At 65.1% G+C, this 20,103-nt stretch carries 18 protein-coding genes; 7 read left to right on the forward strand and 11 right to left on the reverse strand.

Annotation, left to right across the window (positions count from 1 at the left end; genetic code table 11):
- The first annotated feature begins 31 nt into the window (after window positions 1-31).
- Window positions 32-1,177, forward strand: coding sequence for an aromatic ring-hydroxylating dioxygenase subunit alpha (locus C6A82_RS18885; protein ID WP_105349161.1), 1,146 nt, complete (start codon window positions 32-34; stop codon window positions 1,175-1,177).
- On the opposite strand, the gene C6A82_RS18890 is transcribed toward C6A82_RS18885, so the two are convergent.
- On the reverse strand, window positions 1,158-2,363 hold the full coding sequence (locus C6A82_RS18890; protein WP_105349159.1) for a lipocalin-like domain-containing protein: 1,206 nt from the start codon (window positions 2,361-2,363) through the stop codon (window positions 1,158-1,160). The genes C6A82_RS18885 and C6A82_RS18890 overlap by 20 nt on opposite strands.
- Window positions 2,364-2,456: 93 nt before the next feature.
- On the opposite strand from C6A82_RS18890, the gene C6A82_RS18895 reads away from it, so the two are divergent.
- Window positions 2,457-3,902: an aldehyde dehydrogenase gene (locus C6A82_RS18895; protein WP_199193971.1), complete on the forward strand. Its 1,446-nt coding sequence runs from the start codon at window positions 2,457-2,459 to the stop codon at window positions 3,900-3,902.
- On the opposite strand, the gene C6A82_RS18900 is transcribed toward C6A82_RS18895, so the two are convergent.
- The 5 genes from C6A82_RS18900 to C6A82_RS18920 form a co-directional block, all read right to left on the reverse strand.
- On the reverse strand, window positions 3,899-4,342 hold the full coding sequence (locus C6A82_RS18900; protein ID WP_105349203.1) for a MaoC/PaaZ C-terminal domain-containing protein: 444 nt from the start codon (window positions 4,340-4,342) through the stop codon (window positions 3,899-3,901). The two genes, C6A82_RS18895 and C6A82_RS18900, sit on opposite strands and share 4 nt — an antisense overlap.
- Window positions 4,339-4,812 (reverse strand): MaoC family dehydratase N-terminal domain-containing protein, encoded by a 474-nt coding sequence (locus tag C6A82_RS18905; RefSeq protein ID WP_105349202.1) that lies wholly within the window; start codon window positions 4,810-4,812, stop codon window positions 4,339-4,341. The genes C6A82_RS18900 and C6A82_RS18905 overlap by 4 nt, the downstream gene beginning before the upstream one ends.
- 72 nt (window positions 4,813-4,884) lie before the next feature.
- The gene (locus tag C6A82_RS18910) at window positions 4,885-5,298 is read right to left on the reverse strand and encodes a nuclear transport factor 2 family protein (RefSeq protein WP_105349156.1); all 414 of its coding nucleotides are present in this window, start codon (window positions 5,296-5,298) and stop codon (window positions 4,885-4,887) included.
- Window positions 5,299-5,316: 18 nt separating this feature from the next.
- A complete protein-coding gene (locus C6A82_RS18915) occupies window positions 5,317-6,924 on the reverse strand; it encodes an AMP-binding protein (RefSeq protein WP_396836824.1) in 1,608 nt (535 codons plus the stop codon).
- A complete protein-coding gene (locus C6A82_RS18920) occupies window positions 6,917-8,032 on the reverse strand; it encodes an aromatic ring-hydroxylating dioxygenase subunit alpha (RefSeq protein WP_105349434.1) in 1,116 nt (371 codons plus the stop codon). The genes C6A82_RS18915 and C6A82_RS18920 overlap by 8 nt, the downstream gene beginning before the upstream one ends.
- Window positions 8,033-8,136: 104 nt before the next feature.
- Here C6A82_RS18920 and C6A82_RS18925 point away from each other — a divergent pair, with 104 nt between their 5' ends.
- Window positions 8,137-9,375 carry a cytochrome P450 gene (locus C6A82_RS18925; protein ID WP_105349420.1) on the forward strand — a complete coding sequence of 413 codons (1,239 nt, stop codon included), beginning with the start codon at window positions 8,137-8,139 and terminating at the stop codon, window positions 9,373-9,375.
- 97 nt (window positions 9,376-9,472) lie between these two features.
- Here C6A82_RS18925 and C6A82_RS18930 read toward each other — a convergent pair whose 3' ends face one another.
- A complete protein-coding gene (locus C6A82_RS18930) occupies window positions 9,473-11,806 on the reverse strand; it encodes a CoA transferase (RefSeq protein WP_105349419.1) in 2,334 nt (777 codons plus the stop codon).
- 74 nt (window positions 11,807-11,880) lie between these two features.
- On the opposite strand from C6A82_RS18930, the gene C6A82_RS18935 reads away from it, so the two are divergent.
- The gene (locus C6A82_RS18935; RefSeq protein WP_105349418.1) at window positions 11,881-12,690 is read left to right on the forward strand and encodes a FadR/GntR family transcriptional regulator; all 810 of its coding nucleotides are present in this window, start codon (window positions 11,881-11,883) and stop codon (window positions 12,688-12,690) included.
- 10 nt (window positions 12,691-12,700) lie between these two features.
- Window positions 12,701-13,420 carry an SDR family oxidoreductase gene (locus tag C6A82_RS18940; RefSeq protein WP_105349417.1) on the forward strand — a complete coding sequence of 240 codons (720 nt, stop codon included), beginning with the start codon at window positions 12,701-12,703 and terminating at the stop codon, window positions 13,418-13,420.
- Between the two features lie 48 nt (window positions 13,421-13,468).
- On the opposite strand, the gene C6A82_RS18945 is transcribed toward C6A82_RS18940, so the two are convergent.
- From C6A82_RS18945 to C6A82_RS18955, 3 genes are all read right to left on the reverse strand, one after another.
- Window positions 13,469-14,599, reverse strand: coding sequence for an amidohydrolase family protein (locus C6A82_RS18945; protein WP_105349416.1), 1,131 nt, complete (start codon window positions 14,597-14,599; stop codon window positions 13,469-13,471).
- On the reverse strand, window positions 14,596-15,651 hold the full coding sequence (locus C6A82_RS18950; protein ID WP_105349415.1) for an amidohydrolase family protein: 1,056 nt from the start codon (window positions 15,649-15,651) through the stop codon (window positions 14,596-14,598). Before C6A82_RS18950 ends, C6A82_RS18945 begins: the two co-directional genes overlap by 4 nt.
- Window positions 15,652-15,712: 61 nt before the next feature.
- The gene (locus C6A82_RS18955) at window positions 15,713-16,069 is read right to left on the reverse strand and encodes a Rieske (2Fe-2S) protein (RefSeq protein WP_105349414.1); all 357 of its coding nucleotides are present in this window, start codon (window positions 16,067-16,069) and stop codon (window positions 15,713-15,715) included.
- A 90-nt stretch (window positions 16,070-16,159) separates the two neighbouring features.
- On the opposite strand from C6A82_RS18955, the gene C6A82_RS18960 reads away from it, so the two are divergent.
- Together C6A82_RS18960 and C6A82_RS18965 are read left to right on the forward strand one after the other, a co-directional pair.
- The gene (locus tag C6A82_RS18960; protein WP_105349413.1) at window positions 16,160-17,365 is read left to right on the forward strand and encodes a cytochrome P450; all 1,206 of its coding nucleotides are present in this window, start codon (window positions 16,160-16,162) and stop codon (window positions 17,363-17,365) included.
- Window positions 17,362-18,516, forward strand: a complete 1,155-nt coding sequence (locus C6A82_RS18965) for an NDMA-dependent alcohol dehydrogenase (protein ID WP_105349412.1) — start codon at window positions 17,362-17,364, stop codon at window positions 18,514-18,516. Before C6A82_RS18960 ends, C6A82_RS18965 begins: the two co-directional genes overlap by 4 nt.
- Here the strand turns inward: C6A82_RS18965 and C6A82_RS18970 are convergent.
- Entirely contained in the window at window positions 18,497-20,053 is a 1,557-nt protein-coding gene (locus C6A82_RS18970) for an adenylate/guanylate cyclase domain-containing protein (RefSeq protein ID WP_105349411.1), read from the reverse strand. The two genes, C6A82_RS18965 and C6A82_RS18970, sit on opposite strands and share 20 nt — an antisense overlap.
- Window positions 20,054-20,103: the final 50 nt, after the last annotated feature.

The raw sequence follows: 20,103 nt of genomic DNA on the forward strand, positions 1-20,103 counted from the left end.
TCCATCTTTATAAAGATAGTAAAATAGCGCCATGGATCGCGATCAGCTCGTCGACCTGACCCGTCGCGCGCTCAAACTGGCGCGCGACAAGACAACCGACATGGCGCCCGCCGAATACCGTGTGCGTGCCGACACCTACACCTCGCCCGACCGGCACGCGCGCGACATCGAGATGGTCCTCGCCAGCCCACAACTGGTCGGCTATGTCTCGGAGCTGCCGAAACCCGGTTCCTACTGCACCAAGACCGTGATGGGTCGGTCGATCCTGCTCACCCGCACAACGGACGGCACGGTGAAGGCGTTCGAGAACGTCTGCCTGCACCGGCAGTCACAGATCACCGAGGGCTGCGGGTCCGCGCGCAGGCTCGTCTGTCCGTACCACGCTTGGAACTACGATCTCGACGGCAACCTGGTCGGGGTTCCAGGCAAGGAGGGCTTCCCCGAAAGCTCAACGGGCAGCGCCAAATTGACCGAACTGCCTGCAACCGAATGCGCAGGCTTTCTCTGGATCGCGCTCGCCCCTGACGTCACGCTCGACATTCCCACGTTCCTCGGGCCGCTGGCCGACGAACTAGACTCCTGGGGCATTGGCCGCTGGGCACCCCTCGGCGAGAAGGTGCTCGACTGTGCCATCAACTGGAAGCTTGCGATCGACACCTTCGCGGAGAACTACCACTTCGCGACCGTGCACAAGACCACGTTCGCGACCATCGCGCGCAGCAACTGCACGCTGTTCGACTCGTTCGGCCCGCACCACCGACTTGTGTTCCCACTCAACGGCATCCTCGACCTCGACGACGTCGACGAAGAGCAGTGGGAACCCCTCCAGGCCATGGTTGTCATCTACGCGTTGTTCCCCAACATCGTGCTTTCGGCGACGATCGCCAACGGTGAACTGTTCCGCGTCTATCCGAGTGAGGTGCCTGGCCGGTCGATCACCGTGCACCAGAACTCCACTCCGCTCGACCTCTCGCAGGAATCAGTCGCCGCAGGCGCGCAGGCGGTCTTTGAGTACGCGCACGGCACCGTCCGCGACGAGGATTACGCGCTCGTCGCGAAGCTGCAGGCGAATCTCGCCTCAGGCGTCAGGGAGCATCTGGTCTTCGGCCGCAACGAACCAGGGTTGCAGCATCGGCACGAGAACTGGACGAACGCGGTCAGCGCTGCTCGTCGATGAGGCCCGCCACCTCGTCGCGCTCCCCCGGTTCGGCGGCCGCCAGCACGTCAGCCAGTTCCCAGTCCCGGTAGAGGGCCATCGACCGCTCATAGAACGCGAACCCGCTGACCGGCTCGCCGCGATACGTTCCCTGATACCGGAACGGACCCGCCATGTACTCCAGCGGAAGCAGATGCGCGGGGGCGGCAACCAACGGCTCTGCCGTCAAATCCAAGTCGAGCTTGCGTGACGTCAAGCGATGACGGTCGGAAAGGTAACGAGCCTTCGAGGGCGGCGGGACAAGCGTGCGGATCTCTTCGGGCCACCGCACGTAGCTGGTGATGTCGACCTCGATGTCATCGGTGTGTTCGGGAAGGGCGTCGGGCGAGCTCACGGTGGCACCGGTGAACGGCTGCGGCGCATTGCGATTCGTGCGGTCGAACTGCCGCCAGATGCTGATGTCCACGCCGCTGTCGAGGTTGATCGTGCGCCACTCGTGCCCACGTGACCGGATGTCGCCCGTCCCTCCGCCGTCATTGGCGACCAGTGGAAACCACTGCCGGTCCACATGGCCCGCGGTCCCGGTGACCTTTTCTCGCACCGAACCCCACGACAGCGTTCCGGTCATGCTCATGCGCGTTTGGAAATACGAGTACGTGGTGGCCTGCCCAAAGCACTCGATGACCCCGTTGTAGGCCGCGGCGCCAAGCGGCACGGGTGCCCGCGACGGTGTCACGTCCAAATCCAGTTGCATTGCGTAACCGTGATGATCGGTGCCGAAGAGGCTGAAGTCATAGGTATAGGGCAGCAATTCGCCCTTGTGGTCACGAGACGTCTGCCAGATCGAAGTTCCGGCGCTGCCGTCATAGGACAGGTTCAGATGGTCATCGGCCATCGCCAGTTTCGGGCCCGCCGCCGCGTCCTTGTTCGTGCCTGGCATGTCGTAGTCCGTATAAGTGCCATACGTGCCGTTGTCGAGGTCGAACAGCGCGAGTGTGTAGAAGTCCGCGACGATCGCCTGGCCGGGCCGGTTCTTGTTGTAGATCGTGAAGAAGGCGAACCGACGCCCCGATTCCGCTACGAGTTCGCCCGCGAGGTACCACGTATCCGACTCGCATGACGGGTGGTTGGCTTCGGCGGCCGGAAAGACGAATTGCGGGTCGCCCGCCACCAGCTCGAACGGGTACCGACGCCAGTCCTCGCCCACGGGCACTCCAGTCTCCCTTTTTTGCTATGTTAACAGTAATAGCAACTTTAGCGCGGGCACGCAGTTCCATGAGGAGGCCGACGCGTGAGGTCGATGTCCTATGACAAGCTCTTCATCGGCGGCCGCTGGCAGGCGCCAGCCAGTGACCGACGGATCTCCGTGGTATCGCCCCACACCGAAGAGCCGATAGGCGAAACGCCGGAGGCCACCGCGCAGGATGTCGACCGCGCGGTGCTCGCCGCCCGCAAGGCATTCGACGAGGGGCCGTGGCCACGTTTGCCCGTCACCGAGCGGATGGCGAAGATCGAGAAGCTCGCCTCGGCCTACACCGCACACGCGGAAGAGATGGCCGACCTCATCACCGCGGAGATGGGTTCTCCCCGCACGTTCAGCAGGCTCGGGCAGGCGAACGGGGCGCTGTCTCAGATGTATCTGACTCTCGCCACCGCCAAGGAGTTCGGCTGGGTCGAGCGCAGACAGGGACTCTTCGGCCAAGTTCAGGTCCGACGGGCACCGGTCGGCGTCGTCGGCGCCATCGTGCCGTGGAACGTACCCCAGGTGCTGATCATGCCGAAGATGATTCCCGCGCTGATCGCCGGTTGCACCGTGGTCGTCAAGCCGGCGCCGGAGACTCCCCTTGACGCGATGTGGCTGGCAGAGATGATCGATGACCTCGACCTGCCGGAAGGCGTGGTGTCGATCGTGCCCGGTGGCCGGGAGACCGGCGAAAGCCTTGTCCGCCATCGGAATGTCGACAAGATCGCGTTCACCGGTTCCTCGGCTACCGGCAGGCACATCGCCGCGGTGTGCGGTGAACAGCTCAAGCGGGTCAGCCTGGAACTCGGCGGCAAGTCGGCGGCGATCATCCTCGACGATGCGGACGTCAACCACACGGTCAAGCACCTCAAGATGGCCGGCCTCATGAACAACGGCCAAGCGTGTGTTGCGCAGACCCGCATCCTGGTCAGTGAACGTAAACACGACGAGGTCGTCGAATCCTTGGCGGATATGGTGTCCAGCCTCATCATCGGCGATCCTGCCGATGAGTCGACCGACATCGGACCTCTTGTCGCGCAGCGTCAGCAGCAGCGCGTGCAGGGCTACATCCGGTCCGGTATCGACGAAGGCGCCAAAGTCGTTGTGGGCGGGCCCGACAAGCCGTACGACCGCGGCTGGTATGTGCAGCCGACGCTGTTCACCGGCGCGACCAACGACATGAAGATCGCCCGCGAGGAGATCTTCGGCCCGGTTCTCACGGTGCTGACCTATACCGACGAGGCCGACGCGATCCGCATCGCCAACGACAGCGACTATGGCCTTGCCGGTTCGGTGTGGACCGCCGATGTCGCGCACGGTCTGCGAATGGCCGCCGAGATCCGCACCGGCACTTACGGGATCAACATGTACCAGCTCGACACCAGCGCGCCGTTCGGTGGTTTCAAGCAGTCCGGTATCGGCCGCGAGTTCGGTCCCGAGGGCCTCGCTCAGTACACCGAGGTGCAGTCGACGGTGACGGCGGGCGAGCTTCCGCCGAGCTAGTCGGCCAGTTCCAGCGTCAGCTGCGCCGGACAGCAGAGTTCGTCGCGCTGATTGAAGATAGCGATCTCGAGGTCGACCAGATGACGCACGGTGTCACCGGCCTTCTCCCGCCGCTTGTCGACGACCCGGCCCCGGCCGACCATGGAGTCGCCCGCGTACACGGAACCGACCATCGACACCTTGCGCCGCACCACCCGGCTGTACGGTCCCGCCCAGTCGGTCGCTATCCGGTCGATGAAGCCGGCGAGATGCATGGTGTTCACGAAAATTGAAGGATGTCCGTGCTCTTGGGCGTAGACGGGGTCATAGTGGCCGGGAAAGTAGTCCCAGGTCGCGCCGGGGTTCATCACCACGCGTTGATAGCTGATCTCGTCGACGACCTCTGCGAGGTCGCTCGGCACGGCGACGTCGTCCCACAGCAACCTGCGGTATGCGCTCATGGCCACTCCGCGGGCGTGAAGCGGAACAACGTGTTTTGATTGGTCGCCACAAGGGTTCCGTCGGCCCGGTGGTAGCTGTCGCACGTCTCGACGAAATGTCCGATGCCGACCTTCGTGCGCTTCTCCGGGGACACCGACACCACTTCCTCGACGACCTTGAGTCGGTCACCCTCGAGGATCGGCGTGACTAGTTCGACGTCGTTGGATGCGTTGATGAAAGTGCTGCCGGGCAGCGGGACGCGTATCGCGATCGACGGAACCGGTTTCTGCTCATCGGGCAGCCAAGGCGGCGGGATGAGCAAGCCCATCAGCATCGCGGGCGGCGCGACGAGCCCGCCCCATACCGCCGAGGCGAACTCGGTGTCCCAGTACGCCGGGTTTCCATCCTGGACCATCGATGCGAAGTGTTGGATGCGTGCCGCGCTCACCGCGGTACCCGCATATCTCGGTTCGCTGCGCACGCCGACCATACGCAGGGCATCCTGGTAGGTGCCGAACGCGAACTCGTAGCGGATGGCTTCACTCACCGTCGGGTCACCGGCTCATAGGGGTAACGCGTCTTTGCTTGGTACCACATCCCATTCGAGCTCGCGCGAGGTGAAATACCATCCGCCGCGCTCGTAGATGAGCTTGTCCCGGTAGACGCCGGTGGCGCGCAGTTCGGCGCCCACGAACAGCAGCGCGACACAGTTCTGGGTGGCATCGACGCCGTCGACGGTGATCTCGTGATCGACGGTCACGAGGCGCTGGCCGTTGCCGCCGTCGAAGGCGTCGCGCAGGTTGGTGAACATCTGCCCGTCGCGGGTGACCGTCGCACCCGCGTGGCGGAACGTCGCGACCCAGCCGCCGAAATCGCCCGTGGAGAACAGCCCGTTCTGTCGGGCGTTCAGGTTCAGGATGGCCGCGCGCCCGGCCACCCCCGCGAGCACGAACTCCTGCTGATAGGTCATCGCCATGTGTCTGCTTCTCCCCTCTTAGCGACTCAGTACGTAGCCGTGATCCTCACGGTCCCATGTGGCTCCGCCGAGACCCCTGTTGCGCAGCAGATCCTTGCGTACCCGTCCAATGACGTTCTTCGGTATCTCGTCGAGTACTTCCAGATATCGCGGGACACAGAAATACGGCATCCGCGCCGAGCAGAAGTCCAACAGTTCGGCATGTTCGAATTTCGCGCCGGGAGCGAGGGTGACGACAACAAGGATGTCGTCCTCACCCAGATCGCTCGGGACGGCCACGGCGGCCGCCTCCACGACAGCGGGATGTCGCATCACCGTCGTCTCAACTTCGACCGACGAAACGTTCTCTCCGCGTCGGCGCAGGCAATCCTTGGCCCGGTCGACGTAGGTGAGGTTGCCGTCGTGGTCGAATGACCCGAGATCACCGGTGCGGAACCACTCCTGGTGCTTCGTGACTTTCAGCTCCGAGTCGACCGCGTCGGCATCGACATAGCCCAGGCTCATCACGTCGGCCGACCTTGGCCTGCACGCGATCTCACCGACGGAGCCCGTGGGTGACGACTGTCCGTCATCGCCGACGATCCGCACGTCGAATGCCGGGTTCACCCGCCCCGACGTGCCGGGTACGCCGGGCTCGGACACGCGCTTGTAGGCGATCGGAAACGCCTCGGTCATGCCGTACATCGTCACGATCTTCGCGTCGTAGCGCTTCTCGATGCCGCGGTACATATCCGCCGCGACAGGAGCCGCCGAGATGAACCTCAGCGGCAGCCGCGAATCGCGCGCGTCGGGCGGTTGATTCCACAACATCGACACCATCGCGCCCGCACCGGCGAAACCCGCCGCGCCGCAGGCGCGTATGTCATCCCAAACCTCGGTCGGCCGGAACGCCGCCGACAACACTATCGTCGAGCCGAGCAGCATCGGCACCAACACCGAGGGCGCGGCGCTCAGATGGAACAACGGCATGGCGCTCCACACGACCTCGCCTGCGGCGAGCTCCCAGGCGGCCGCGACTCCGGCCGCCGCAGAGAACAGATAGTGCCAGGTGGTGGCAACGGCCTTTGAGGGTCCGGTCGTACCGGACGTGAAGAAGAGGGCAGCAAGTTCCTGCGGGCCCGTCGGGTCGACGTCGGGCGGGGTACTCGGTGCGCGTGCCAACGCGTCGGTCAACGACTCACCGACAACCAGAGTCGTTTTCAGAGTCGCGACCCCGTCTGCAGTCTCGCTGAGGCGGACATGGCGCTCAGGGTCGGTGATGACGACCTTGGCGCGGGCCAGCCGCAGCGCGTGGGCGAGAAACTCGTCCTTGTTGGCGACGTTGACCGCTGCCGTCACCGCTCCGATGCGCGCGGCGCCGAGCCAGAAGTACACCCACTCGGGGCATGTCGCTGTGAACAGTGCGACGGTGTCACCCCTCGCGACACCGTTGTCTGCCAACACATGCGCCGCCGCACACGATCGGTCACGCATCTGCGCGAATGTCACCGGCGTCCCGGCGATGGACATCATCATGCGGTCACCGAACTGCTCAGCGCGCAGGTCGAGCACGTCCGGGATCGTGAAGCGCTCGACACCGAACTGCGACGGGCCGATCGGCCCGTCGCGCCTACGCCCTTCAGGCACCCGCCGCCGCCGGGTCGGGTTCACCGGTGGCGGTGTACCCGAAGTCGATCGGCGACGGCTCCTCACCTGGATAGAACCGATGCGCCCACCGCCGTAGGGCCGCGTAGTCGCGGGCTTCCTCGGGGGCCAGGTTGGGCTTCTCCAGATACTTCATATTCTCCCACGTGAAGAAGTCCTGTTTGATGACCTCCTGCTGCAGCGCAAGGAATTTCGCCGCGCGGCCTGCCGGCTTGTCGCCGGTGTCGCCGGGCTCGCGAACCGAGGCCTGCGTGTAGAAGTAGTCGGTGTAGTCCTCGTCGACCGGAGTCTGGCCCGTGACCTCGATGGTCGCGACGAGCTCCTCGGGGAACCGCACGATGCCGAGCCCGAGCGAGTAGTTGTCGTAGATGATGTTGGCGTCGACGGGGCCGTCGGGCGTGAGCCATGTCGACGCGCGGCCGCCGCCGAAGTTGGCCGTCACGGTCGCATGCAGGTGGTATCCGTCGGCGTTGAACGACGTGGTGTTGGCGGCGCTGTCGGCCTTGTGCACGAACTGCACGTGGTACGGGTCGGCGGCGTTCTCGATGATCATCTGCGCATGCACCTTCACCCGGTTGAGCATCCGGGAATGCGGGTGCAGCGGGTAGTAGTCGTCGGTTTCCAACTCGGGCAGCACCGGCGGCTGCCAGTACGGTGCCCGGCCATGGCGCTCGTGCCACACGAGGATGAAGCCGTACCACTCCCGCGCCGGGTAGCTCTTGATCTTCACGTTCTGCTTGCAGCCGATCTTGCTGTACGGGATCAGCGCGTTGGTGCCGTCGCCGCGCCACTCCCAGCCGTGCCACGGGCAGACGATGTGTTCGCCCTCGACGGTGCCTCCGACACCCATGTTCGCGCCGAGGTGCAGGCAGTACGCGTCGAGCACGTTCACCGTGCCGGATGTGGTGCGGAAGATGACCAATTCCTCGCCGAAGTAGTGCGCCCGCTTGACCTGGCCGGCTTCCAATTCAGACGCGAAGCCGACGATGAACCAACCGGTCGGGAAACGGTACTTCGAGAGGCTGATACCGCTAGGGCCGAATTCACGTTCCGACGGATCGATGGTGGGATCGTCGATCGTGTTCGTCATGCCGTCTCCGTCCACACAATATCTGGCCAGGTCAGACCCTGTCCGTCGTCTATTGTTACTATTTTAAACATTCTAGGTCAAGGACAGCCGAACCAGGAGCCTGCATGCCCACGACCACGCCAGTCGATCTGTCGGATTCCACGTTGTGGCGGAACGGATTTCCCGACGAGTTGTTCGCCGACCTGCGGCGGGATCGGCCGCTGTTTCACCACGAACTGACCGACGGCGTGGCCAAGACCGTCAAGCGGGACTTCTGGATGGCCACCAAGCACCGCCACGCCCAACGCATTCACCGCGACACCGACTCCTTCACCGCGACCGACGGCCCGCTCATCCAGGGCGTCGGAGTCATCGGATCGGCGCCGACCATCATCAACATGGACCCTCCCGAACTGCTCAAGCGACGCCGGGTGTTGTCGCACGCGTTCACGCCGAAGGCCATCGGCAAACTCGAGGACGGCATCCGCAGGCGCGCCGCCGTCATGGTCGACGGACTGCTCTCGGCGGGCGGCGGTGACTGGATCGACGATGTCGCCGACGTGCTGCCGATGTCGGTCATCGGCGACATCATCGGCATTCCCGAGGACGATCGGCCCGAAGTCTTCGACACGCTCGACCGCATCCTCAAGGTCGCCTCATCAGAAGACGAGGTAGCCCAGCAGAACGCGATGGAGTTGTTCGGCAAGATCTTCACCTACGCGCTCGAACTCACCGCGGAGAAGCGGCGCGATCCCACCGACGACATCTGGAGCACACTCACGACCGCCAGCGTCACCGACGAGAACGGCGAAAAGCTGTCGATCCCGACGAACGAGTTGGAGATCTTCTTCTTCGTCATCGCGTTCGCAGGCAGTGACACCACCAAGAATGCTCTCGCATCCGGACTTCAGGCGTTCGTCGCCAATCCCGAGCAGATCGATCGGTACCGCGAGGACGAGGCCGTCCGGTCGAGCGCCGTCGAAGAGGTGCTGCGCTGGTCGTCGCCGGTGACATTCTGGACGCGCAGCACGAAGGTCGACGTGGAGATGGACGGGATCACGATCCCGAAGGGCGAACGGGTGGTGGCGATGTTGCGCTCGGCCAATCGCGACGAGGAGGTCTTCGACGACCCGTTCGCCTTCGATATCGGCAGGGCGGAGAACCCGCATGTGACGTTCGGCGGCGGCGGCCCGCACCATTGCCTCGGCGCGATGCTTGCGCGCGCCGAGATCCGCGCCGTCCTCGACGAATTGCTCTGCCGCGCAAGCGATATCACCCTCGGCGCGCCGGAGGTCACCTATCCGAACCTGACGAACAACATGACGATCTTCGACGGGATGCCGATATCGCTGACGCGGCGCTGACCGCCCCTCAAAACCCGCCAACCAAGCAACGCCGAAACCAACATTTGGGCGCGAATTTGGGCTGTTTTCGCGCCCAAACCGACAAATGGGCGCGTAGTTACAGGCCTTTGGGACGGGTGCCGATGACGCCGTCGGTGGCGAGCCGGTCCAGTTCGGTCGCGGTCAGCCCGCACAAATCCGTCAGCACTTCCTCGTTGTGCTGCCCGAGCGTCGGCGGAGTGCGCCGCAGCCACCTTGCCATCCCGTCGAGGCGGGTGAACGGAGGACACGGATACAGTCCTTCGCCGGTGCGCGGATGCTCGAGCCGTTCGAAGAAGCCGCGGTGGATCAGTTGCTGGTTTCCGGTCACCAGTGACGGCGAGACGACCACCGCGGCCGGAATACCGGCTTGGGCAAGCCTTTCCGCGGCCACTTGGGGGTCTTGACCGGCTAGCCACTGTTCGAGGCCGACGTCATGGCCGCCGATGAGTTCGGCCAGCGCCGCGCGGTGTTCGTCGCTTCCTACGCTCACCGCGACCCACTCGTCTTCGCCCGCGCACCGGTAGACGTCCTGATCCGCCGTGGTGTGGCCCCGATTTCCGTGACGCTCCATGACCGTTCCGAAAACCTCGAATTCGATTGTCTGGATGGCTGTGACGTTGAGTACCGTCTCGATCATCGGCACCTCGACGAGCTGGCCTCGGCCCGTCCGGTCGGCGAACTCGAGCGCCGTCAGCGTCGCGAACGCCGCATGGGCGCCGGCGAGCGGATCGCACGCACCCCGCGGCGCGACGGGAGGACCGTCGGGCAGACCGGTCACCCATGCCAGCCCGGCGATCTGTTCCATCGTCGGCGCGAACCCCACGCGATCGCGCCACGGACCGGACAAGCCGAACGCGGGCATGCGCACGACGACAGCGGTCGGGTTGATTTCGAGCAGCGCGTCCGAGCCGAGGCCGAACTGATCCATCACCCGCGGTGAGAAGTTCTCGATGACGACGTCGGCCTGCCGCACCAGTTCCCGGACCAGTCGAAGGCCGTCCTCGGACTGAAGATCGAGGGTGACCGACCACTTGTTGGTGTTCATCGCGTGGAAGACCCAGCCGTACTCCCACCAGTCGTCGACGTCTTTGCGCATACCGCCGGAGTAGCGGATGCCGTCCGGACGCTGAATCGACTCGATCTTGATGACGTCGGCGCCGAACGCCGCAAGCGCGTTGGACGCGGCGGGACCGGCCCAGAACGCCGTGAAATCCAGCACTCGCACACCCGCAAGTGGCGCTGCAGCAGGCGTGGTCTGGGTTCCGGATTCCCTTGGCTCCCAGACGCGGACGTCGTCGGCCTCCCCTACCCCTGGAGCGGCGCGAACCGGCGCCTGGGCGGCGAGCGACATGAGCCATGGTGCGCGTGGTTGCCGGAAGCCCGCCGGGTTGTGGATGTAGACACCCCTGGCTCGCAGGTGGTCCATGTCGGGGATGGTCGAGCCGTTGCCGAGCGGAGCCAGTGGCAGCCGGAAGAGCTGGCCGAGTTCGACGACTTCGTCGACGGTGCGCTCGCGCAGCCACGGGTCGATTCGCTCGCGGATCCAGTCGCGGTAGTCCCACCGGCCGATCTGGAACCGAAGCTGTTCGATCTCGGTGAACTCCTGGCAGTCGACCATCGCCGCGAAGTCCAGCCACTGCTGGCCGGTCACCATGCTGATGCCGACGTAGCCGTCCTTGGCCGGTTCGATCGACGGCACCTCGACCGAACGCCGCACGGGCGGGCGTTGCAGCAGCTGCGAGTGCAGCCATTCGCTGCTCTGCATCAACGTGATCGCTTCGAGCATGGACATGTCGAGGTGGCCGCCCGGTCCGCCGGCTGCGACGCGGCGGCGCAGCGTCATTGCGCCGTAGGCGGCCCACGTTCCGCCCATGTACTCGCCCAGCTCGCCGCCGATCGAGATCGGTGGACCTGCCGGGTCGCCCCGGAAGCCGGTCAGCCCGGATGCAGCCTGCAGGGTGAACTCGGTGGCGGGCCGATGCGACCACGGACCGGTCCAGCCGAAATCGGAGATCGTCACCACGATGCACCCCGGCCTGGCCTCGGCCAACCGTGTCGGATCGATTCCCAGAGCGGCGGCAGCGGCGCGGCCCGCGGTCACGACCACGATGTCGGCCCAGGCCAGCAGCTCGCCGGAAACGGCTGTCACGCTGCGCTTCCCGGCCGACAGATAGCTGAAGAGCGGCGATTCCGAGCCTTCGGCGAGCTCTCCTGCGGTTGCGGTGTAGCGGCGCAACGGATCTCCCGACACGGGCTCGACCTTCACCACATCGGCCCCTGCGTCGACAAGCAGCTTGCCGCAGTAACCGCCCGCGATACGGTCGCTGACCTCGACGACGCGCAGGTCATCGAGAGGAGTGGACGCTCCGTCGCTCACGCGCACAACCTCCCGCGGCCGTTTCTTTGTCATCTTAGTAACTTTTGTCAGATAGCCGGTCGGTACACCCCAGGTAGCACGCCTATCGCTGTTAACATTGCCATGCAATGACAACACTGGGAATCGGCCCTGAAGCGCGGCGCCGGCTGGGGGCCCGCAGGACGGCCGAGATCGTCGCCGACGAGCTCCGTCGTCAGATCATCGACGGAGAGCTGTCCGACGGCGACCTACTGCCGCGCCAGGAAGTGCTCGTCGAGCAGTTCAACGTCAGCCTGGTGTCGCTGCGGGAAGCCCTGCGAATCCTCGAGACAGAGGGCCTGGTCTCGGTGCGCCGTGGTAACCGCGGCGGCGCTGTGGTGCACGCTCCGGCCAAGGCGAGCGCCGCCTACATGCTGGGTCTGCTGCTGCAGAGCGACACCGTGCCGCTGGCCGACCTCGCAACCGCGTTACAGGAGCTCGACCCCATGTGTACCGCGCTCGCCGCGAAGCGACCGGATCGCGTGGAGACGCTGGTGCCCAGGCTCAAAGAGATCAATGACTTGATGGCCGAGCACATCGAGGACGGCGCGAAGTTCACCGAGATCGGCGGCCAGTTCCACGATGAGATCATTCGGGGCTGCGGAAATCACACGATGATCGCCGTGGTCGGCAGCCTCGAGACGCTGTGGTCCGGCCACCTGAACATGTGGGCCAAGGAAACCGCCGCACGCGGCGAGTATCCGTCGATGAGCAAGCGCCGCATCGCATTGTCTATCCACACCAAACTGACGGATGCGATCGAAGCCGGTGACGCCGATCGCGCGCGCAAGATCGCCGCCCGCCACATCGCTGACACGCAGACCTACTTCAGCGCAGGCGATCCCGAGCAGCGGATCGTGGCCCTGTCGCCTCAGGCGCTCGCCCGCCGCCAGCGCTGAAAGGTGCTGTGTGCGTACGGCGTTGATCACCGGTGGCAGCGGCGGTATCGGCAAGGAATGCGGACGCAAGCTCGCTGAACTCGGCTACGACGTCGTGCTGACCGCCCGGCGCGAGGAGCCACTGCGCGCCGCCGCCACCGAGATGGGTGCGCGTTACGCCGTCGCCGATGCCAGCGATCCGGAGAAGTTCGTGCCCGCGGTCGAGGCGGCGGGAGATATCGACCTGCTCGTGCACGCCTCGGGGGTGCTCGGCGGGACTTATGCCCGCAAGCAGACTTTCGAGCAGTGGCGAGAGACCATGGCAGCCAACCTCGACTCCTGTTTCGTCGTCACTTCGACGGCGCTACCGCGGATGAAGTCGGGTTCGCGGTTCGTGTTCATCTCGTCGTCGGCCGCGCACGAACCGATGATGGCCAGGACGGCGTACTCCGCGTCGAAGGCGGGCATGAACGCGTTCGCCGGCGCGCTGGCACAGGAGGTCGACCGCGACGGCATCAACGTCCACATCGTGACACCGGGGCCGGTGGAAACCGAGATGTTGCAGGATGTTCCGTTCGAGATGTGGGCGATCCGCGCTAGCGACGTCGCCGACGCCGTCGCCTGGCTGGACACCCTCGACCCGTCGGTCGACATCCCGGAGATCAGGCTGCACGCAATCACGCGCGGTCCGTCAGCGCGGGCGCCGATCGTGCCTCTCGGCGCCGAGCGTCGCGCGGCCCGCACCAAGTGATTTCGGCGCGCTAACCGACGCTGAGCGCACGTCAGCGCGCCGAAATCGCTAAAGCGACTTGACCATCGACGGAAGCCCGTAAAGCGCGGTCGCATTCCCGCGCATGATTCGCTCGCGCTGATCGGCGGGAAACCGGCGGATCGCCCAGTCCGGTGCGTCGTAGCTCCAATGCGGATAATCCGTCGAGAACATGATGTTGTCGCCGAGGTCCATCATCTCGATGTACTCGCGGTACTCCGTGACGTTGACCTCCTCGAGCGGTTGGGTGGTGAACCGCACGTGCTCGCGGACATAGTCGGACGGCTTGCGCCGCACATGCGGGAGATCGGACTTGCGGTGCTCCCAGATCCGGTCCATTCGCGACATCACTCCCATCGCCCAGGTGAAGCCGCCCTCGACGAACACCACCCTCAGGTCGGGGTGCCGGTCGAATGCGCCGTCGAACACCAGGCTCATGAGATGTGAGACGTAGAGCAGCGGCCAGGCGGCGAAGAAGTCGTGCCAGTGCGCGGGGTTGCCGACGGGGAATATCGGTATCAACTCGTACGGCGTCTGCCCCATCAGGTGGGTCGCGACCGGCAGTCCGTTACGCGACGCAGCCTCGTACATCGGGTCGAAATGCGGGCTGCCGAAGGGTATTCCGCGGGTCTGTGGCGTGATCAGCACCTCGGCCATATAGGGATGGCCCGCCCACCGCTCGATCTCCCGCGCAGCCTGGATCGGGTCCTGCGCGGTCACGCTGACAGCGCCGCGCCAGCGTCCGTGCCAGTTGTTGTCGCCGAGCCACACGTCGGCCAACCAGTCGTTGTAGGTCGACTTGAGCACGTGCTCGGCCTGCGGCAGCTGCGCATCGCACATCGGCTCCAGCACCGCGATGCTGACCCCGGCTTCGACGAGCAGTTGCTGGGCGGCGAAGTCCGGATCGCTGCCTGCGGCGCCCCCGCTGGGCGGTGACGCGTCGACGCGCAGCGAACTCGTCTTGTACGCATCGGGCGTGTCGTAGAAGTACGACAGCGGCGATACGGCGTTGCCCGTCGGCCAGAGCTTGTCCTTCCACTCCGGCGGCGCATAGGACTTCAGCACCTCCGCCGACACCGGCAGCGGGTGCACATCGGTGTCGACGATGGTCACCGCGATGTCCTTGCCGACAGCTTCGTCAACGCGTTCGACGATCGTCATGTGAAGCTTCCTTCCAGAGTGGCCGCGATCCCGTAGAGGTCGCTTCCATTGCGCCACAACAGCTTTTCCCGCTTGCCGGCTGACAGTCCCGCTGCGGCGGCGGCCGGACCGGTTGCCGACCAGTGCGGGTAGGCGGACCCGTACATCAACAGGTCCGCCTTGTCGGTGAAGTCCATCCACCGCTCGGCCTGCCTCTCGTCCGTCGGCCCGTCGAGGGCGGAGGTGCAGTAGCGCACGTGGTCGGGCAGGTACTCGCTCGGATATCTGTCGACCCACGGCGTCTGGTCGCGCATCGACATCCAGAACGTGTCGAGCCGCCACATCAACGGGGTGAGTAGGTCGTAGCCGCCGTCGGCGAAGACGAATCGCAGATCGGGATGCCTGCCGAAAACGCCCTCGATGATCAGCGTCGCGAGATGGACGAAGGAGTTCAGCGGCATGAACGCCGCATACCCGGGGTAGGTGAAGGCGTGGCCCGCGAACGTCGGCGCGTAGTCGACGCCGTTGCCCCCGTTGATGTGGACCGCGACCGGCAACCCGTGGGCGGCGGCGGCTTCCCAGATCGGCTCGAACACCGGCTTGCCGTAGGGCTCGCGCGACTGCAGCGGAACACCGACCTGCACCATCTTAGGATGGCCGGCCAGCCGTTCGATCTCGGCGACCGCACCGTTCACGTCCTCGGGGTTCACCCGGATCGTGCCGTAGAAGCGGTTGGTGGCGTCGGGTTCGAGCCAGCGGTCGATCAACCAGTCGTTGACCGCCGCACAGATCCGGCTGTTGAGCAGGTAGTCGGCGATGTTGCCACGCGTCGGCGGATTGAGGATCGCGTAGTCGACGCCACCCTCCGCGAACAAGTGGCGGGTCACGGTGTCGGGATCCGAGCCCGGATACCCGTCGCCGTACAGGTCCCGGCGGTAGTCGCCGCCGGGCGCCTGGTACCACTGCAGTTCGACATCCGGAATGGCCCGCAGCTTGTGTGCGGGCGAGATGTAGCGCCGGATCTCGGCGTTGTAGCGGAAATTCGGCTGCACATTGGCGTCGATGACACTCATGCGCCGACCTCGCAGGCTCCGCCGGCGCATTCTGTCCCGTTGATTCGCTCGCAAGCTTCGCTCATGCGGTGAGATACACCTGCCCCTCGGCCACATCCACCTCGTACGTGCGGACCCGCTTGCTCGGGTCAGCGAGGTTCGCACCCGTAGTGATGTCGAACTCCCAGTTGTGCCACGGGCAGCGCGCGATCTGCCCTTCGCGCACGTACCGCACCCCGCCCGGTGCGTCCGGCGCGAACTCCGTGGTGCCGCCCACGTAACCGGCGCACAGCGGTGCGCCTTCGTGCGAGCAGTAATTGGCGATCGCGTACAGCGAGCCGTCGATGTTGTAGACGCCCACGCCGAATGCGCCCGCCTCGACCAGCTTCATCGTTCCGGGAGGCAGGTCCTCGATCGCACACACCGGACGGCGCTGCATCTACGTCCCCTTCAGATTTCCTTGACCTAGAATACTAAAATAGTAAAGATAGAGCGAACGACTAGCTAGACGCTGCTGTCTGGAGGCACTGTGACGCTCAGCACGGAACCGCACGACCAGCCAGCCCCCGACATCGAGACCGACCCTTACGGCTTCTTCCAACACATGCGCAAGACAGCGCCGGTTTGGCGCGGGACGCTCATGGAGAGCGACCTGATGCCGGAAGAGCTGAAGAATCCGGAAAACTGGACGCTGTTCGACTTCGAGAGTGTCTTCACTGCCTTCCGCGAGGACACAGTGTTCGCCTCGGAGATGTACAACCAGACAATCGGACTGGTCTTTGGGCCGACGATTCTCGGCATGGCGGGCAAGCAGCATCACGACCACCGCAGCCTGGTGAGCAAGGCGTTCAAGCAGAGCACGCTGGCGGCTTGGGAACCCGAGGTGATCGACCCGATCTGCGATCAGCTCGTCGATGAGTTCAAGCACGCGGGGGAAGTCGATCTGGTCAAGGCGGTGACGTTCGAGTTCCCGACCCGCGTGACCGCTGCACTGCTCGGCCTGCCGCAGGAGGATCTGGAGATGTTCCGGCGGCTGTCGCTGGACCTGATTTCGATCACCCAGGACATCGAGGCAGGACTGAACGCGTCGGTCGAGCTGGGCACCTACTTTCAAGAGCAGGTGGACCAGCGCCGCAGCGCGATGACCAAGGATGTCATCGGCGATCTGGTGGCCGCAGAGGTCGACGGCGAGAAACTCAGCGACGAAGCAATCATCTCGTTTCTGCGCCTGCTGCTGCCGGCCGGATTGGAGACCACCTACCGATCGTCGGGGAATCTGCTCTACTTGCTCCTCACCCACCCTGAACAGCTCGCGGCGGTGCAGCGAGACCGCGACCTCATTCCCGCAGCGATCGAGGAGGGGATCCGCTTCGAGACGCCGCTGGTCCTGGTGGCGCGCAACACGACTCGCGATGTCGAGATGCACGGTATGACGATCCCAGAGGGCGCGTCGATCACGCTCTGTATGGGTTCGGCCAACCGCGACGAAAAGCGTTGGGAGAATCCGGATGTGTTCGACATCCACCGACCGCGCCGCGCGCACATCTCGTTCGCGGGCGGCATCCACAGCTGCCTCGGCATGCACCTGGCCAGGGTGGAGACGACGGCGATGCTCAACAGCCTCTTTGATCGAGTGACCGATCTGCAGCTCCTCGAGGACGAGGACGCCAAGATCGTCGGTATGCCCTTTCGCTCGCCGAAGCACTTGCCGGTGACCTTCCGGTCCATCGCATGAAGACTCGCGCGGCCATCCTGCACGACATGGGTCAGCAGTGGTCGGTCGAGGAGTTCGAGCTTGATCCGCCGAAGGCCGGTGAGGTGCTCGTCGAGATGGCCGCCGCCGGGCTGTGCCACTCCGACGAGCACATCCGCAACGGCGACATGTCTGTGCCCAATGAGGTGATGGAGTCCTACGGACTTCCGGGCATGTTCCCGATGATCGGCGGCCACGAAGGCGCAGGCGTGGTGCTCGACGTGGGTGAGGGCGTCACCGAGTTCGGGCCGGGCGATCACGTGGTGACGTCCTTCGTCGCGGTGTGCGGCACGTGTCGGTGGTGCAGCTCGGGTATGGAGTACATCTGCGACATGGGTGCGCAGGTGATGATCCCCGGAATGCCGACCGACGGCACCTTCCGCCATCACACCGCCGACGGCCGCAACCTCGGCCACTTGTCGAAGGTCGGCGCATTCTCGAAACACACTGTGGTGTCCACGGACTCGATCGTCAAGATCGACTCGCATCTGCCGTTGTTGCCGATGGCCCTGTTGTCGTGCGGGATTCCGACCGGCTACGGCTCCGCGGAGAACAGGGCGAAGGTCAAGACGGGCGACACGGTCGTCGTCATCGGCGTCGGCGGCATCGGTACCGGCGCGCTGCAAGGTGCGCGCATCAACGGCGCCGCGCAGATCATCGCCGTCGACCCGGTCGAGTTCAAGCAGAAGTCAGCCCTGGGATTCGGTGCCACACACAGTGTTTCGAATACCGAAGAAGCCGCCGAGCTGGTCCGCGACCTGACGCACGGTGTGATGGCCGACAGCGTCGTGGTGTCACCGTCGTTGATCACCGGAGACGACGTGCAGGCCGCCCTGAGCCTGACACGCAAGGGTGGGACCTGTGTGCTGACCGGCATGACGGCCACCACGACGAACTCCATCGCGATCAACCTGCAGGAGTTCATCCTGTGGAACAAGAGCCTGGTGGGTACGGTGCTCGGCTCGTGCAATCCGCGGGTCGACGTCGCGAGATTCGCCAAGCTCTACGAGGCGGGTCTATTGCAGCTCGACGAGATGATCACCCGGCGCTACCGGCTCGACGACATCAACGAGGGTTACCGCGATCAGCTCAACGGCGAGATCATCCGCGGCGTCATCGATTTCGGGCTGTGATCTCGTTCCGAGTCAGACGAGCCATGCCGCGAAGCATCCACGGCGCCCGCCTGGCCACCACCTCGACGGCACAGTCGGACCGTCGCATTGCCGTCCGCGGGCCGGGGGTGGGCGTTGACGCAAGTTCCGCCTCGGGCGATCCGGTGTGTGCACCCGCCCGATCGACCGCCAGGAGCTCCCACGTTCCGGGCACGCCACGCAAATCGACTATGCCGCGATCCTTGAAACCCGTACCCGATCCGACAACCAGATCCCGAACCGTGCTCGACACGAGGATTTCGCCTGGGCCGGCCTGGCCGAGAATCCGCGCGGCGATGTGCACGGCTATCCCCCCGATGTCGGCCTCCAGCAATTCGCATTCACCCGTGTGGATGCCTTGGCGGATCTCGATTCCCAGCTTCTCGGCGTCATCGCGCAGTGCCTCGGCGCAGCGGATAGCCTGCGTCGGGCCGTCGAACGTGACGAGGTGGCCGTCCCCGGTGCTCTTCACCACCGCGCCGCCGAATCGTTCGACGAGATCGGCCGTGATTTCGCCGAGACGCACCAGGACGGCCCGCCAGCGCTCATCGCCTGAATCCGCGGCGCGTTGCGTCGACTCAACCATGTCGGTGAACAAGACAGTGCGCAGGGCGCGATGCGACTGCGATGGTGCCGCATGGCTACCCGTGAGGAACTCCTCGATCCGGTTCAGAATCGCATCGGGGTCGGTGAACCAGGGCGCGTGGTCGGTGCCGTCCACCTCGAGCATCTGCGCGCCGGGAATGTGGTCGGCCAGGTATCGACCACCCGCCTTCAGCGGAATGCCGACGTCGTTACGGGCATGGATCACGAGCGTGGGCATGCTGATTGTCGGCAGGATCGACCGGACGTCGATCCGGAACATCGCTTCGAGTGTCGCGCGCGCCATCCCGGGGCTCGCACTCATGCGCTCCAACATGCCCAGCTGACGGGTTGACCGGACTGACGGAATCAGTAGCTTGAGCGCGGCGCCGCTGCCCCACTCCGAGCGGACGGACTCGGCAAGCTTCTGCAGGCGCGCGATCTGCTCGATTGAGGGCGTGTATTGCTCACCCAGCTCGGACAGGAAGCGGGCCCGAAGCTCGCCCGGGTCGCGGCGGACTTCGTCCCAGCCGGCCGCTCCCACATAGGCGAACGTGCTGGCCAGGATCAATGCGCGCGTCCGATGCGGTCGGGTAGCGGCAAAGACGATCGCGGCCGGTCCGCCCTCGCTGAGCGCGAGGATCGCGGCACTGGAAAACCCGGCGGCGTCCATGACGGCCTCGATCTCGGCCGCCCGATCATCGAGGTTACGGACTTGCGGGACCGGGTCCGACAGCCCGACACCGGCCTTGTCGAAGAGCGCAATGCGACAGAAGGTGCGGAGCTGATCGAAGAACGCCTTGAACTCGGGTTGGGTCCAGAACAGCTCGACGTGGCTGGCGAACGGCCCGGCGACGACCAACTCGACAGGCCCGTCGCCCACCACCTGGTACGCCAGACTGAGATCGCCGCAGGATGCGTAAGACGTCTCCGCCACCGCCCGAGCGTACCGACGCCCGGCAGCACGGCGCCCAGATCGACGAAATG

This window comes from Mycobacterium sp. ITM-2016-00318 (assembly GCF_002968285.2).
Taxonomy (GTDB): domain Bacteria; phylum Actinomycetota; class Actinomycetes; order Mycobacteriales; family Mycobacteriaceae; genus Mycobacterium.

Bases quoted from the DNA above. Each gene is read 5' to 3' on its own strand.
- C6A82_RS18885 (WP_105349161.1), top strand. From the start codon at position 32: ATGGATCGCGATCAGCTCGTCGACCTGACCCGTCGCGCGCTCAAACTG.
- C6A82_RS18895 (WP_199193971.1), top strand. From the start codon at position 2,457: ATGTCCTATGACAAGCTCTTCATCGGCGGCCGCTGGCAGGCGCCAGCC.
- C6A82_RS18900 (WP_105349203.1), bottom strand. From the start codon at position 4,342: ATGAGCGCATACCGCAGGTTGCTGTGGGACGACGTCGCCGTGCCGAGC.
- C6A82_RS18905 (WP_105349202.1), bottom strand. From the start codon at position 4,812: ATGGTCGGCGTGCGCAGCGAACCGAGATATGCGGGTACCGCGGTGAGC.
- C6A82_RS18910 (WP_105349156.1), bottom strand. From the start codon at position 5,298: ATGGCGATGACCTATCAGCAGGAGTTCGTGCTCGCGGGGGTGGCCGGG.
- C6A82_RS18920 (WP_105349434.1), bottom strand. From the start codon at position 8,032: ATGACGAACACGATCGACGATCCCACCATCGATCCGTCGGAACGTGAA.
- C6A82_RS18925 (WP_105349420.1), top strand. From the start codon at position 8,137: ATGCCCACGACCACGCCAGTCGATCTGTCGGATTCCACGTTGTGGCGG.
- C6A82_RS18930 (WP_105349419.1), bottom strand. From the start codon at position 11,806: ATGACAAAGAAACGGCCGCGGGAGGTTGTGCGCGTGAGCGACGGAGCG.
- C6A82_RS18935 (WP_105349418.1), top strand. From the start codon at position 11,881: ATGACAACACTGGGAATCGGCCCTGAAGCGCGGCGCCGGCTGGGGGCC.
- C6A82_RS18945 (WP_105349416.1), bottom strand. From the start codon at position 14,599: ATGACGATCGTCGAACGCGTTGACGAAGCTGTCGGCAAGGACATCGCG.
- C6A82_RS18950 (WP_105349415.1), bottom strand. From the start codon at position 15,651: ATGAGTGTCATCGACGCCAATGTGCAGCCGAATTTCCGCTACAACGCC.
- C6A82_RS18955 (WP_105349414.1), bottom strand. From the start codon at position 16,069: ATGCAGCGCCGTCCGGTGTGTGCGATCGAGGACCTGCCTCCCGGAACG.
- C6A82_RS18965 (WP_105349412.1), top strand. From the start codon at position 17,362: ATGAAGACTCGCGCGGCCATCCTGCACGACATGGGTCAGCAGTGGTCG.